Origin of the sequence: Stenotrophomonas sp. PS02289 (assembly GCF_029960115.1) — a bacterium.
GTDB lineage: Bacteria > Pseudomonadota > Gammaproteobacteria > Xanthomonadales > Xanthomonadaceae > Stenotrophomonas.
Genome location: NZ_JASCOZ010000007.1, coordinates 47,580 through 60,992, shown reverse-complemented (window position 1 = coordinate 60,992; position 13,413 = coordinate 47,580). Strand labels below are relative to the sequence as shown.

At 65.9% G+C, this 13,413-nt stretch carries 14 protein-coding genes; 9 read left to right on the top strand and 5 right to left on the bottom strand.

Annotated elements, in window-relative coordinates:
* Window positions 1–42 precede the first annotated feature (42 nt).
* Window positions 43–471 (bottom strand): hypothetical protein, encoded by a 429-nt coding sequence (locus tag QMX83_RS02120; RefSeq protein ID WP_282295006.1) that lies wholly within the window; start codon window positions 469–471, stop codon window positions 43–45.
* Window positions 472–967: 496 nt separating this feature from the next.
* Entirely contained in the window at window positions 968–1,924 is a 957-nt protein-coding gene (locus tag QMX83_RS02115) for a cation transporter (RefSeq protein WP_282295011.1), read from the bottom strand.
* Window positions 1,925–2,209: 285 nt separating this feature from the next.
* Here QMX83_RS02115 and QMX83_RS02110 point away from each other — a divergent pair, with 285 nt between their 5' ends.
* The gene (locus tag QMX83_RS02110) at window positions 2,210–2,845 is read left to right on the top strand and encodes a hypothetical protein (protein ID WP_282295005.1); all 636 of its coding nucleotides are present in this window, start codon (window positions 2,210–2,212) and stop codon (window positions 2,843–2,845) included.
* A 25-nt stretch (window positions 2,846–2,870) separates the two neighbouring features.
* Window positions 2,871–5,258 (top strand): peptidoglycan-binding domain-containing protein, encoded by a 2,388-nt coding sequence (locus QMX83_RS02105; protein ID WP_282295004.1) that lies wholly within the window; start codon window positions 2,871–2,873, stop codon window positions 5,256–5,258.
* A gap of 105 nt (window positions 5,259–5,363) precedes the next feature.
* Here QMX83_RS02105 and QMX83_RS02100 read toward each other — a convergent pair whose 3' ends face one another.
* Window positions 5,364–5,633, bottom strand: a complete 270-nt coding sequence (locus QMX83_RS02100; protein WP_282295003.1) for a hypothetical protein — start codon at window positions 5,631–5,633, stop codon at window positions 5,364–5,366.
* Window positions 5,634–5,846: 213 nt separating this feature from the next.
* Between QMX83_RS02100 and dusA the strand changes: the two genes are divergently transcribed.
* From dusA to QMX83_RS02080, 4 genes are all read left to right on the top strand, one after another.
* A complete protein-coding gene (gene dusA, locus QMX83_RS02095; protein WP_282295002.1) occupies window positions 5,847–6,863 on the top strand; it encodes a tRNA dihydrouridine(20/20a) synthase DusA in 1,017 nt (338 codons plus the stop codon).
* A gap of 227 nt (window positions 6,864–7,090) precedes the next feature.
* A complete protein-coding gene (locus QMX83_RS02090; protein ID WP_282295001.1) occupies window positions 7,091–7,459 on the top strand; it encodes a hypothetical protein in 369 nt (122 codons plus the stop codon).
* Window positions 7,460–7,530: 71 nt separating this feature from the next.
* On the top strand, window positions 7,531–8,217 hold the full coding sequence (locus QMX83_RS02085) for a response regulator transcription factor (RefSeq protein ID WP_125360089.1): 687 nt from the start codon (window positions 7,531–7,533) through the stop codon (window positions 8,215–8,217).
* Window positions 8,218–8,240: 23 nt separating this feature from the next.
* Window positions 8,241–9,665, top strand: a complete 1,425-nt coding sequence (locus QMX83_RS02080) for a sensor histidine kinase (protein WP_282295000.1) — start codon at window positions 8,241–8,243, stop codon at window positions 9,663–9,665.
* A gap of 32 nt (window positions 9,666–9,697) precedes the next feature.
* Here the strand turns inward: QMX83_RS02080 and QMX83_RS02075 are convergent, their stop codons facing one another.
* Both QMX83_RS02075 and QMX83_RS02070 read right to left on the bottom strand, forming a co-directional pair.
* On the bottom strand, window positions 9,698–10,486 hold the full coding sequence (locus QMX83_RS02075) for a M90 family metallopeptidase (RefSeq protein ID WP_282294999.1): 789 nt from the start codon (window positions 10,484–10,486) through the stop codon (window positions 9,698–9,700).
* The gene (locus tag QMX83_RS02070; protein WP_282294998.1) at window positions 10,453–10,728 is read right to left on the bottom strand and encodes a hypothetical protein; all 276 of its coding nucleotides are present in this window, start codon (window positions 10,726–10,728) and stop codon (window positions 10,453–10,455) included. Before QMX83_RS02070 ends, QMX83_RS02075 begins: the two co-directional genes overlap by 34 nt.
* 117 nt (window positions 10,729–10,845) lie before the next feature.
* Between QMX83_RS02070 and birA the strand changes: the two genes are divergently transcribed.
* The 3 genes from birA to QMX83_RS02055 are packed head-to-tail and all read left to right on the top strand — an operon-like array spanning window position 10,846 to window position 13,380.
* Complete coding sequence (gene birA / locus QMX83_RS02065) at window positions 10,846–11,823, top strand: bifunctional biotin--[acetyl-CoA-carboxylase] ligase/biotin operon repressor BirA (protein WP_282294996.1); 978 nt, start codon at window positions 10,846–10,848, stop codon at window positions 11,821–11,823.
* Window positions 11,820–12,557, top strand: coding sequence for a type III pantothenate kinase (locus QMX83_RS02060; protein ID WP_282294995.1), 738 nt, complete (start codon window positions 11,820–11,822; stop codon window positions 12,555–12,557). Before birA ends, QMX83_RS02060 begins: the two co-directional genes overlap by 4 nt.
* Window positions 12,558–12,567: 10 nt before the next feature.
* Complete coding sequence (locus QMX83_RS02055; RefSeq protein WP_282294994.1) at window positions 12,568–13,380, top strand: SPOR domain-containing protein; 813 nt, start codon at window positions 12,568–12,570, stop codon at window positions 13,378–13,380.
* Window positions 13,381–13,413: the final 33 nt, after the last annotated feature.

Sequence of the window (13,413 nt, the reverse complement as noted above, 5' to 3'; positions counted from 1 at the left end):
GCGACCTGATGGGGCGCCACGGCGGAGCATCGAGATTACGTGCTACTGGGTGTTGCGCGGATCACTACCCTTCCGATAGGTGTAGGCGGTAACCACCCACTTTCCGCCTTCGCTGCTGGACGTATCGTCCCACTGGAACGACCAGGACTGCACCGTGCCGTCCAACAGCGTGTTCTCGACGCTGTACTTCTCACCCGGTGAACCCTTCTCAGGCAGCGCGGCGGACGGTGACGACCGCATGTCCGCCGCCCCAGCGAAACGCTGTACGCGCTCCACCTTCACGGTGCCTCGCTGAGCTATCGGCGCGAACTTGGGCGCGTGTGCGCCGACCCACGCAAGCACCGCCTGACCCTGAGCGTGCTCGGTGTCCCAGCTGTCCTGGGTCATCATGATGGCCGACGAAGGGCTTTCGGCCGCTGCAGCTCCCGTCGTCAATGCCAGGGCCAGCAGCATCAGAATTCCATGTTTCACGAACGTCACTCCTTTGATGGAACGCGATGGGAATTCATCGCGTCAACGCGAACGTATGCGGGATCAGTCGACACCTTGAATACAAGTAGTTGCATCCTTGAATGCTCGGCGAGCGCGTGCCCGAATGCAACGGATCCGCAGCCTATGTACCATTAACGGAGATTTCCCTATCCCGCAAGCGCCCAGGAGCGTCGAATGAACCCGCCAGTGCCTGTTCTAGTAGAGTGGGTCGTGGGGCCGGGTGGACGCATTCCCGCTCCCCCCAGGCATGTGACCATGGCAACTTTCGCGGGGTACGACGACACCGCAGGTGCCTGGAGCATCGTGCTTGAGTTTTCCGAAGTGCCCAGTACAGGGCCGACCCGCGCGACGGCGCGTTTCCTTGTCCCTGAGGGTCCGGTCGAGCGGCTTCAGCCGGGCGTCCAATTTGAGATGCGTGCGGGTTTCACGGTAACGGCGAGAGTCACAGTCATCTGAACGACGCCAGCGCCATGCCTCAGATCGTCCACTCCCGATCCGTCGTAAACATGATCGTCAGCCACCGATCCGGCGACTCCTCGCCCAGCGCCTCCCCGATCTCATCGCGCAGCCGGTCCCATTCGATCAACGCACGCGGCGGATCATTCTCCGGCACTACAAAGAACAGCTCGATCTGATCGCCGCGCCCGACCTTGGCCACATAGCTGCGGTGTTCAATGAAGCCGTGTTTGGCCACCACAGCACGCGCCACCTCATCCACGTGCGTCTGCAGGTCAACAGGGGTGATCAGCAGAATGTCCGACAGTGCGCGCCGCACCGTCCCCAGCGGAGCCAGCACCACGAAGGCGCAGACCACCAGCAGAATGGCCGGGTCGATGTAGGGCACTACCCAGGCCCACTGCGTCCCCGTCAGCAGCCAGCCGCCGCCGAACGCCAGCAGGTAGGCGCCGGACATCGCAGCGGCCACCATCCAGTTCTTCGCATCCAGCCCCACAAACTCCGAGCCGATGCGTCGGTTCGCTCGCCGCACGAAGATTGCCAAGGCGCTTTCGGCGATGATCGACAGCACCGCGAACACAATCGCGGGCCCCAGCGCGATATGCCGTCCACCGGACATCAGTGCATCCACCGCATTGACCGCCGCATACAGCGCCGCGCCGATCATCAGTGTGCCGCTGACGCCCAACACGATCGGCTCCAGATGCCAGAAACCCATGGTGAAGCGCTGGTTCAAGCGCGACTGCAATGCGTCCACGTTGGTCGAGAGGCTGATCAGTCGAACAACCAGCAGCGACAGCCAAGTCATCACCACATCGATCAGGCCATAGATGCCGTCGAAGATGATCAGCGACGAGTTGGCCAGCAGCCCGAAGGCGACGGCGGCAGCCGCCATCGCAAATGAGGCCGCAATCGACAGGCTCAGCACGCCCTGTTCGGTGGTGGGGTCGAAGCGGGAAGGACGGGTGCTGCGCATGGTGCCGGGCAGGGAGGAGGTCATCTCATTGTGCATGTTCCCCGTGACAGCCCATGAAAGATGCGCCTAAGTAGTTGATCTGAATGGTGGGTCAACCGTCCTCGGGAGGTCGCGTCATCTATTTGACGCCGATCCCGTACAATCGCCGCAGCACAGCCTTGGGGAAGGCTGCCGGCCGGATGCGGGGACTGTATCGACGGGCGGTAACGATCTGCTGTGCAGAATGGAGTTTCATCAACTGCCCGACGTCGCACTGGCGCGGCAATACGCAGGGAGAAGCGAAACATGCAACACGCGATGTTGAATACCTGGAATCCGTCCGTCAGCGCAGGCGCTCGCCGTTGCGCGGTGCTGGCGCTTTGCCTGGCTCTGGCGGCGTGCAAGCCGGCAGCCCCTGAATCTGCTGCGAGCTCAGAAGCTGCCGCCACACCGCCGGTCGCCGCCGAACCCGTCGCCACGGCACCCGCTGTTACCGCACCGGCTCCGGCCCCGGCCGACACCCCAGAAGCAGCCGCTCCCCAGGCACCGGCAGCGCCGGCCAACGATGCGGATGACGAAGACGACATGGGCCCTGGCCTCGACGATTCCTACACCACTGCGGACCTGCGGCACCAATACCAGGCGTGCATTAATGCCAGCGACGAAGTGATGCCCGAGATCCAGGCCTGCCAGCAGCAGGAGTTCGCCTACCAGCAGGGGCGGATGCGCGCCGCGCTGAACCGGATCGACGCCGGTCCGGACAGCTACTTCAAGGACGAGGTCATGAACTGGCAGGCCGAATACATGCGCCACACCGACACCAACTGCCGCGATGACCAGCAACAACGTCCGGTCGGCGAGTCGGAGTCCTGTTACATCAATCGCTACGCCAACCGGGCGCGCGCGCTGGAAGCGCTGGCCGATATGGTGAGTTCGAAGTAATTCCACCCGCAAAGGAATGTAGGAAATGGATCTTGTTACTCAGTCGAAACAGAAGATGGAAAGCTGGCACATCGGTCAGACATCGGAGCAACGGGAGTCTGGCGGCCGTGGGCCTGGCCATATCTCCACCGGAGTCGGCGATCACGGCGGCATTTCATACGGCACGTACCAGTACTCCACCAAGACCGGCGGCGTCGCCCGCTATCTGTCGGTCTCTCCTTACGGCAGCCAGTTCGAAGGCCTGGAGCCGGGCACGCCGGCTTTCAGCGAACGCTGGAAGGAGATCGCCGCTGCCGACCCGATCGCATTTGCCAAGGATCAGCACGATTTCGCCAAGATTCTGTACTACGACGTGCAGATGGAACGACTGCAGAAGGTGGGTATCGATCTGTCTGGCCGTGGCCCAGCGGTGCAGGATGCGCTGTGGAGCACCTCGGTTCAGTACACCGGCCTGACCCTGCAGGTGTTCCAGAAGGGACTCAGGAATGCATACGGCGACAACTACAATCTCGCCGACCTGACCGATGAGCAGATCGTGCGCGCGGCGCAGGATTACAAAATCGCCAACGTGGAGCTGAACTTCGAAAATTCACCCAGCCGATGGCCGGGAATTCTGAGCCGCGCGATTGCGGAGAAGGATGACTTGGTAGGCGTGGCTCGCCATCACGAGGTGAGCCAGAATCCGCAGGCATATGAAGGCAAAACCTACGAGCAGGCCTTCGGCGAACCCGAACCGAAGCAGTCGGCCGGGCGTGGTCGCGCAAATCCCATGGCCGATGGCGTACTGGTGCGGGGCGAGCGCGGCGACGAGATCGAAGCACTGCAGAACAAGCTGATCCAGGCCGGCTATACCGGCAAGGACGGACAGCCGCTGAAGGCTGACAAGCACTACGGTGAAAACACCGAGCACGCCGTGCGTGAGTTCCAGAAGGCCACCGGGCTCAAGGAGGACGGCAAGGCCGGCGGCGATACGCTGACGGCACTGGACAATGTGGTGCGCGAGCAGGGCAATGCGGGTCAGGCCGTGCCTGTGCCCCCGGTAGCTCCGGTTGAGCCGACGGTGCCTTCTCCGGCACCTGCCGCACCGGTCGCGCCAGTGGCACCCGTTACACCGGTGCAGGAACAGGCCGCTCCGGTTCGGGACCTTACCGCCGGTGAGCGCATCAAGGTGGTTGAACCGTTCGGTAGCGCCGACAATGAGCGGAATCGCACGATTCAGCATGGCATCTCGGGCGAAGATGCTTACCGTGAGTTGCAGATCCACCACCCCGGTCGCAATAGTGAGGCGGTGCGTACCGGCAACGCCAGGCTGGCGGACCGTGTATCCGAAATGGTCGAAGGCGAGCTGGAGACCACCCGTTGGGATGACGACCGGAACGGCATACCGCTGGTGCACAAGGACCTGATTCTCACCGATCAGAGCAATCGGCGTGAGGTGATGATCCCCAATCCGGTTGCAGGCTACGTGGAGATCAAAGAGAACCAGTGGAACTCCGTCCGCATCTACAGCCACCCGGCGGGCCACCCGGACCGCGAACTTGTCGGCCAGGTGCTGCACGGTGAACGCGGCAGCTCGCCGTACAAGAGCGGTGACTACGTCGAGTACGGCGCGCCGCTGATCAAGCAGTCCGACGCCGGTTCGCCGGGCGCGGTGCATGCGCACATCGAACTGGAGCCGGAGCAGTTCCGCAAGTACCTGGGCGACATGCTCAACGACCGCATCACCCTGGACAAGAACGCGCCGGTGCGCGATGCCATGTCCGACGGCGTGCTGACTAGAACCGAGCGCGGTGACGACGTCCAGGCAATGCAGGAGAAGTTGGCCGCCCTCGGTTACCAGGGCAAGGACGGCAAGCCGCTGTCCACCTCCGGCTACTTTGGTGACGACACCTTTGCCGCCGTGCAGAAGTTCCAGCGCGACCACGGCCTCAAGGATGACGGCAAGGCCGGCGACAAGACCCTGACCGCGCTCAAAGACGCGGTTGCCGAGAAGGCGCAGGCTCCGAAGGAGCCAAGCATGCGCGATGCATCGCATGCGGATAACGGGCGCTTCAACCAGGCCGTGGACAAGCTGCAGGGTCTGGAGCAGCAGCGCGCCCAGGGCGGTCTGCCGCCTCTGTACGCCGACAAGGAGCAGTTGGATCGCGTGGCCGGCCAGCTGGTCGCGTCCACCAAGGCGGCCGGTCTGCAGCAGATTGACGCCGTGCTCGCCCGTACCGACGGCACCGGTGTGATCGCCGTGCAGGGTACGGTCGGTGACGCGGCCTCTCGCCGTGTGCTGGTCGATCACAACCACGCGGCCACGCAGAGCGTCGAAGCCAGCACGCGTCAGGCCGACGCGCAGGGCCAGTCGCAGCAGCAGGAACAGAACCAGAGCCAGCAGCAGGAACAGAACCGCGCACGCGGCATGTAACTGGCAGGCTGCGCCTGCGCGGTATTGCGGAACTGAAATGGGAATGCCGGCCAGTGGCCGGCATTCCTCCGCATCCCGCGACCTGAGGTGCCGGCAGCTGACGCCTTACTCAACCGCCGCCAGCGCCTTGAATATCCAACAACTCACCGCTCTGGTCCCTTTCGGTCCCCGTACCCAACGAATCCGCAAAAACCGCGGACACCGCCGCACCGCCTTCCGCAGCAGATACACCGGCGGCAGCGCCACCCCAAGCTGCTCCGAGGCGGCATGCACCGCGACCAACCGGATCGCCAGCAGCTTCGGGTCGATCGAGTGGTTCTTGATCACTTCATGTTCCAGTCCCTTGTTCGCAGCGCTCCAGAAGCGCTCGATCATCTGATCCTGCGTCCATGTGTCTCGCATCTCTCAATCTCCCGTCGGCGTAACGGCGACAGGCCGCACCGGCTTGGATTCTCCAATCCAGCGATCCGCCTGGGAATTCCGAGTGACGTAATCAGCGCATCCGTGGCCCCCAAAGCCACCATTCACCCCAGCCAGGTAAACTATTGATTGCGCGGGTAAACCCCGCCCCCAATATTCCGCCTGCCCATGACCCTGCCTGCCTCCACCGCTGCGGACCGCTACGCCGCTTCCCTCCGCCTTTCCGTCGCCCCCATGATGGATTGGACGGACCGCCATTGCCGCGTGTTCCACCGGTTGCTGGCCCCGGGCGCGCGGCTGTACACGGAGATGGTCCACGCCAACGCCGTCATCCACGGCGACCGTGAGCGCCTGCTCGGCTATGACGGCAGCGAACACCCGCTGGCCCTGCAACTGGGTGGCAGCGATCCCGAGCTGCTGGCCCAGGCCGCCCGCATCGCCCAGGAGTGGGGCTACGACGAGGTCAATCTCAACTGCGGCTGCCCGTCCGACCGCGTCCAGGCCGGGCGCTTCGGTGCCTGCCTGATGCGCGAGCCCACCCTGGTGGCTGAATGCGTCGCGGCAATGGTCGCGGCGGTGGACATCCCGGTCACGGTGAAGTGCCGCCTGGGTGTCGATGACGACAACAGCTACGAAAACTTCGTGAATTTCGTTGATCAGTCCGCCAACGCCGGCAGTGCGATGTTCATCGTGCATGCCCGCAATGCGTGGCTGAAGGGCCTTTCGCCCAAGGAAAACCGCGAAGTGCCGCCGCTGCGCTACGAGTGGGCACACCAGCTCAAGGCCGACCGCCCGCAGCTGCCCATCGTGCTCAACGGCGGGCTGGCCACGGTCGAGGCCTGCCAGGCGCAGTTGCCGGCATTGGACGGCGTGATGCTCGGCCGTGCGGCCTATCACGACCCCTACGTGCTGCATCAGCTGGAGGCCGCCCAGACCGGTGCGCCGTTGCAGCCGCGCGAGGCCCTGCTGCGGGCCATGCGCCCCTACATCGAGGCCCAGCTGGAGCGCGGCCTGGCCCTCAAGCACATCACCCGCCACCTGCTGGGCCTGTTCCACGGCCAGCCCGGTGGGCGCGCGTTCCGCCAGGTGCTCAGCGAGGGCGCACATCGCCCGGGGGCCGACTGGAGCCTCATCGAGCAGGCGCTGGAGATCACCCGCGCCCAGGCTGAGCGGGTCGCCGCCTGACCTGAACGGCCGTGACCCCGGTCACGGCCGCTGCTTGATCCTTTTGGCGTTTTCCCGCTATGGTTCACTTAGATGAACGTAGCCACGGGGTACCCGGAAAAGTTCAGACCGGATTCACTGCGTAAAACCAAGAATTTGCAAAAGATTCGTAAAGTGCTCGCCGATGGCGGGTCCCGACCGATTCACAACTTTTGAACGTTTTGACGCCGTCCGCTAGGATCAAACCGATGTTCTTCGTGACCCGCCACCGCCGTCTTGCTGTCGCCGCCCTGCTGGCATCGGGTGCCGTCGCTGCTGTTGGCAGTGCCAGCGCCCAGATGCCCCCGCCGGACCCGGCCCGGGCCGAGGCCATGCGGGCCGCACGCAGCGCGCCGCAGGAACGGTCGTTGTCCGACGCGGTGCGTCGGGTCCAGCGCACCACCGGGGGTCACATCCTGGGGGCGGAACGGGTGCCGTTCGACGGGCGGGACATCAACCGCGTGAAGTACATGGATGACCGGGGTCGCGTCCGCTACATGGACGACCCGGCGCAGCCACGTTCACAGCCCCGCACGCCCCGGTCGGATATGTCATCACTACGCGGCGATAACCCCTGAACAGGGATAGTTGGCCGTCAACAACGAAATCCACTGGCCCCAGGCCACACCCAGGACACTAGGGAGAGTTCATGCGTATCCTTCTGGTCGAAGACGAAGCCCCGCTGCGGGAAACACTGGCAGCCCGGCTCAAGCGCGAAGGCTTTGCCGTCGATGCTGCGCAGGACGGTGAGGAAGGTCTGTACATGGGCCGCGAAGTGCCGTTCGACGTCGGCATCATCGATCTGGGCCTGCCCAAGATGTCGGGCATGGAACTGATCAAGGCGCTGCGCGACGAGGGCAAGAAGTTCCCGGTGCTGATCCTTACCGCCCGTTCCAGCTGGCAGGACAAGGTCGAAGGCCTCAAGCAGGGTGCCGACGACTACCTGGTCAAGCCGTTCCATGTTGAAGAACTCCTCGCCCGCGTCAACGCGCTGCTGCGTCGTGCCGCTGGCTGGAGCAAGCCGACGCTGGAATGCGGCCCGGTTGCCCTCGATCTCGCCGCGCAGACGGTCAGCGTCAATGGCAGCAACGTGGACCTCACCAGCTACGAGTACAAGGTGCTGGAATACCTGATGATGCATGCCGGTGAACTGGTCTCCAAGGCCGACCTCACCGAACACATCTATCAGCAGGATTTCGACCGCGACTCGAACGTGCTGGAAGTGTTCATTGGTCGCCTGCGCAAGAAGCTGGACGCCGACGGTGAGCTCAAGCCGATTGAAACCGTGCGTGGCCGGGGCTATCGCTTCGCGATTCCGCGCAACCACGAGGGCTGAGTTTCAGCGTTGGCGATTGAATGATGTCAGGCCGTCTGTGGTTCTTTAAACGCTGGCGGCCGCGCTCACTGCAGGCACGCCAGTTGCTGGCGGCCAGCGTGAGCCTGCTGGCCTTCCTGGCCATCGCCGGCTACGCGCTGGATGCCGCCTTCGCCGATACCGCTCGCGCCAATCTGCGCGAGCGGTTGAAGAACTACGCCACTGCGTACGCGGCGGGGATCGACTTCACCCGCGACCGCTCGCTCTACATCCGCGAACAGCCACCGGATCCGCGTTTCGACGTGCCGGGCAGCGGTCTGTACCTGCAGGTGGTGATGCCGGACGGCAAGGGCAACTCCATGTCGGCCGAAGGCCCGATGCTGCCGACCGTGGGTGGTGGCCTGCTCGCACCGCGCCAGGAAGTCTTTGAAGGGCCGCTGCCGATGATCCAGATCGATGGCAGCGAAGGCTCGGTGTACCGCTACGGCCTGGGCCTGGTGTGGGACGCTGACGCGGATCCCGCCACCGAATTCCCCTACACCATCTATGTGATGGAAGACTCGCGCGCGCTGGGCGCGCAGCTGCGCGTGTTCCGTGGCCGGGTCTGGTTCTGGATGGGCGGTGCCGGGTTGATCCTGCTGCTGCTGCAGACCGTCATTCTGCAGTGGAGCCTGCGCCCGATGCGGCGCGTGATCACCGAGCTGACCAAGGTCCAGCGCGGCGAAACCGAGCGCATGAGCGAACGCCATCCGCGCGAACTTGAACCGCTCACCGACAGCATCAATGCGCTGATCGAAAGCGAACGCGAAAACCTCGAGCGCCAGCGCAACACCCTGGCGGACCTCGCGCACAGTCTGAAAACGCCGTTGGCGGTGCTGCGCACGCAGCTGGACAGTGGCGCGCAGGACCAGGACCTGCGGGACGAATTCGATGTGCAGCTGCGCCGCATGAACAACCTGGTGTCGTACCAGCTGGCGCGCGCGGCATCATCGGGCCACAAGCTGTTCTCCGCGCCGCTGCCGATCGAATCCAACGCCGAAGAGATCGTGCGCGGGCTGGAAAAGGTCTACGCCAGCAAGGGTGTGCTGTGCGAATTCGACATCGACGAGGCCGCGCGCTTCCACGGTGAGCCCGGCGACCTGCAGGAACTGCTGGGTAACCTGCTGGAGAATGCGTTCAAGTGGGCGAACCGCCGTGTACTGCTGACCGCCAAGCCGCTGACTGCGCCCGGTGTACGACGCGCCGGCCTGTTGCTGTCGGTGGACGATGATGGCCCGGGCATCGCCCCGGACGACATCGCCAAGGTGCTGCAGCGCGGTGTGCGTGGCGACGAGCGCGTGCAGGGCCACGGCATTGGGTTGTCGATCGTGCAGGACCTGATCAAGGACTACCGCGGCGAATTGCAGGTGAAGCGTTCGCCCGAACTGGGTGGTGCGCGGTTTGAAGTGAAGCTGCCGCCGGGACCGTAAAGCGTGCCAACCAGGGGTTGGCACCTACCGGGTCAGCCGGGAAGCGCCGGCGGCTCGCCATAGAACCGCCGCAGATGTGCGGCCACGGCCGGCATCTCCTGTTCCAGCAGATCCGGCGCGGAGAAGTGGTACTCCGTCGCCACCGCGAAAAACTCATCCGGTGCTTCGGCCCCATACGGGTCGATCACGGTCTCGGTGCCGGCATCCACCTGCGCACACAGGGCATCAAACGCCGCCTGGAAATCCGCCGCCCATGCCTGCTGCCAGTCGCGCGGCAGCGGCGGCGTGCCGTCCAGCACGCCGTCCAGCATGTCGATCCGATGCGCCATTTCATGCACCACCACGCAGGCTCCTTCGTGCGGGTGCGCCAGCTCGGCCTGCACGTCGTGCCAGGACAACAGCAGGGGGCCGGTATGCGAAACCTGACCGATCGCATCTTCTTCCCACTCGTGCGCCACGCCGTCCTCGTCGACCTCGCTCTGCGGCACCACGAAGCCTTCTGGATAGACCAGCACTTGCGACCATCCCTGCAGGCCTGCCTCGCCCAGCTTCACCAGGGGCAGGCAGCACAACGCTGCAATCAACACCGCGTCGCGCTCCTGCAGCAGCAGTCCGCCCACGGGGGTGATGGTCTTCTCGTGCAGGAAGGTCGTACTCAGCTCGCGCAGGCGGGTGCGCTCTGTCTCTGGCAGGCCGCGCAACCACGCGGTGCGTTGGCAGGTGTGCTGCCAGTCTTCATCCGGAATGGGGCGCGGACCGGGCCGCAGCCACTGCAGCAACGACTGGATCAGCGGAACATGCCCGGCAGGAAGCTGTGCCACTTCGGCGCGCGCAGGCGCGGCAGCACGTCATCGTCGCCACCGCCGCCGGTGCTGCCGGTCGGGGAGACGCTGGGTTTGTTGCTGGACGGCGCGCTGTTGGCCGGCGGGTTGGCCGGGGCCGTACGCTCAGCTTCGGCGGAGGAATACGCACAGCCACCCCGGCCCGGCTGGGTCAGCGCATCGGAAGCGTGCGCGGCCATCGGGGCCGTCAGCAGAAGCAGGCAATGGGCGAACAGGCGCATCGTCGACATCCGGCGGGGGCGGGGTAATTTTCGATTCTAGCCCGATTCCGGTCCCGTTTTGGAACCCCTGGGCGGGCGCGGCCTGGCGCTTTCCCGCATAATTTTCCCGATGACCCGATGGACACTGCCGTGGACGACCGCCAACTGCTGGCCAAACTGAGCGCCGGGCGCTTGTCAGGCGACGCGCTGGCGCGCGAACTTGGCCAGACCCGTGCTGCCATTTGGAAGCGAATTCAAGGACTTAGGGCGGCTGGCATCGAAATCGACGGCCGCGCCGGCGATGGCTACCAGCTGCAGCAGCCGCTCGAGCTGCTGGACGCGGCCGCCATCCGCGCCGCACTGCCGTCGGCGCTGGGGCCGCTGCTGGACGACCTGCAGGTGGCTTGGAATGTCGGTTCGACCAATACTGAATTGCTGCGGTGCAGCGCACCGCAGCGCGGTTCGGCCGTGCTGCTGGCCGAGCGCCAGACCAGCGGGCGGGGCCGCCGTGGCCGTGAATGGGCCTCGCCTTTGGCCGCTCACATTTACCTGTCGGTGCTGCGTGGCTTTGCCGGCGGCCTGTCACGTCTGGGCGGACTGAGCCTGGTCGCCGGCGTCGCCGTGGCCGAGGCGCTCAAGGCGCAGGGTGTCGATGAGGTCGCCCTGAAATGGCCCAACGACATCGTGGTCAACGGGCACAAGCTGGGCGGCCTGCTGGTCGAGGGCGGTGGCGAGTTCGCCGGCCCGGCGCGGGCGGTGATCGGCCTGGGCATCAACGTGCGCATGCCAGCGGCGTTCGCCGCGCAGATCACCCAGCCATGGACCGATCTCTCCACGCTGCTGGGCAGCGAGGTCAGCCGCAACGCCGTCGTCACCCAGTTGCTGGCACATCTGCTGCCGGCGCTGGAGCTGTTCGAGCAGGACGGGCTGGCCCCGTTCCTGGTGCGCTATGCCGCGCTCGACAGCCTGGCCGGGCGCACGGTGCGGGTGGAGGACGGTGGCACCTGGCAGGAAGGGCAGGCGCTGGGCCTGGCCGAGGACGGTGCGCTGCGCGTGTGCATTGATGGCGTGGAGCGGGTGTTCCATGCCGGGGAAGTCAGCGTGAGGGCGCAATGAGCGACTGGTTGTTCGACCTGGGGAATTCCCGTTTCAAGTTCGCGCCGCTGCAGGGAGTGCGCGCTGGTGACGTGCAGGCGTGGCCGCACGGGGCCGAAGCGATGCCCGCGCAGGAGATCGAAAACCTGCCTTCCGGCGACACTGCCTTCGTCGCCAGCGTGGCCGCCAAGGCGCTGACTGCCAGCATGCTGGACGTGCTGGGGCAGCGCTTCCGCCAGGTGCGGGTCGCCCACACCGAAGCCGAGTTTGCCGGCCTGCGCATCGCCTATGCCGACCCGTCCAGGTTCGGCGTGGACCGCTACCTGGCCCTGCTGGCCGTGGTGGATCGCCGCGAACCGGTGGTGGTCGCAGGCGTGGGTACTGCGCTCACCATCGACCTGCTCGACGCGCACGGCCAGCACCACGGCGGGCGCATTGCGGCCTCGCCGACCACCATGCGCGAAGCCCTGCAGGCGCGCGCGGTCCAACTGCCGGCCAGCGGTGGGCAGTACAGCGAATTCGCCAATGACACCGCCGACGCGCTGGCATCCGGTTGCGATGGCGCGGCCATCGCCCTGATCGAGCGCAGCCGCGAGCGTGCCGCCGAGGTGCTTGGCACCCGGCCGATGCTGCTGATTCACGGCGGCGGCGCTCCGGCGCTGATGCCACTGCTGCCCGATGCGCAGTTCCATCCCGCGCTGGTGCTGGATGGCCTCGCGCGCTGGGCCGTGCATCAGCCACCGGCGGCACGGTAGGATCGGGCGCATGCTGACCCGTGCCCTGATCGTTGTTCTTGCCATTCTCAATGTGGGCGTCGCGCTGTGGTGGATGCTGCGCGGCGAACCGGTACCTGCCCCGGTGGAAGCGCCGGCCGGCGTGGCCCGCCTGCAGTTCCTCGATACCCCGGCGACACCGGCGGCCGCGCCCGTTGCTGCCGCACCCGAGGCGGCCTCGACTGCGCCACTGACCGACGCCACGGCAACTCCGCCGGCATCGCCCGCGGCTCCCACCGCCGCACCCGCTGCACCGCCGGCAGCGGCTTCGGTCGCGCCCACGCCCGCCGCGCCGGTCGCTGCGGCACCCGCGCCCACCCCTCCCGCACCTGCACCTGCACCCGCGCAATGCCTCAGCCTCGGCCCATTTGCTGATCGCGACACCGCCATCGCCGCCCAGGGCAAAGCAGGCAACCTGCTGCAGCGCTCACGCCTGCGCGAGGTGCCCAATGCCGGGGCCAGCACCTACCGGGTGATGATGCCGGCCTCAGCCAGCCGCGAGGACGCCCAGGCCCTGGTCAAGCGGATTGCCGCCGCCGGCATCAGCGACTACTACATCCTTGGCCAGGGCGAAGACGCCAACGCGATCGCGCTGGGCCAGTACCGCAACCGCGAAGGGGCAGAACGGCGCATGGCCGCGCTCAGCGCCGCCGGATTCAACGCCCGGCTGGTCGCCAGCGGCGGCGACGGCAGCGCCCAGTGGTGGGTGGATGCGACATTGGCGGACGCCGCCAGCCCCAATGCAGCCCGTCAGCGCAGTGGGGCCGCGCAACAGCGCTCGCTGGAATGCGCCCGCCTGCGTTAGAATCGCCATCCGCGCCGGCAACCGGCGCGCGTC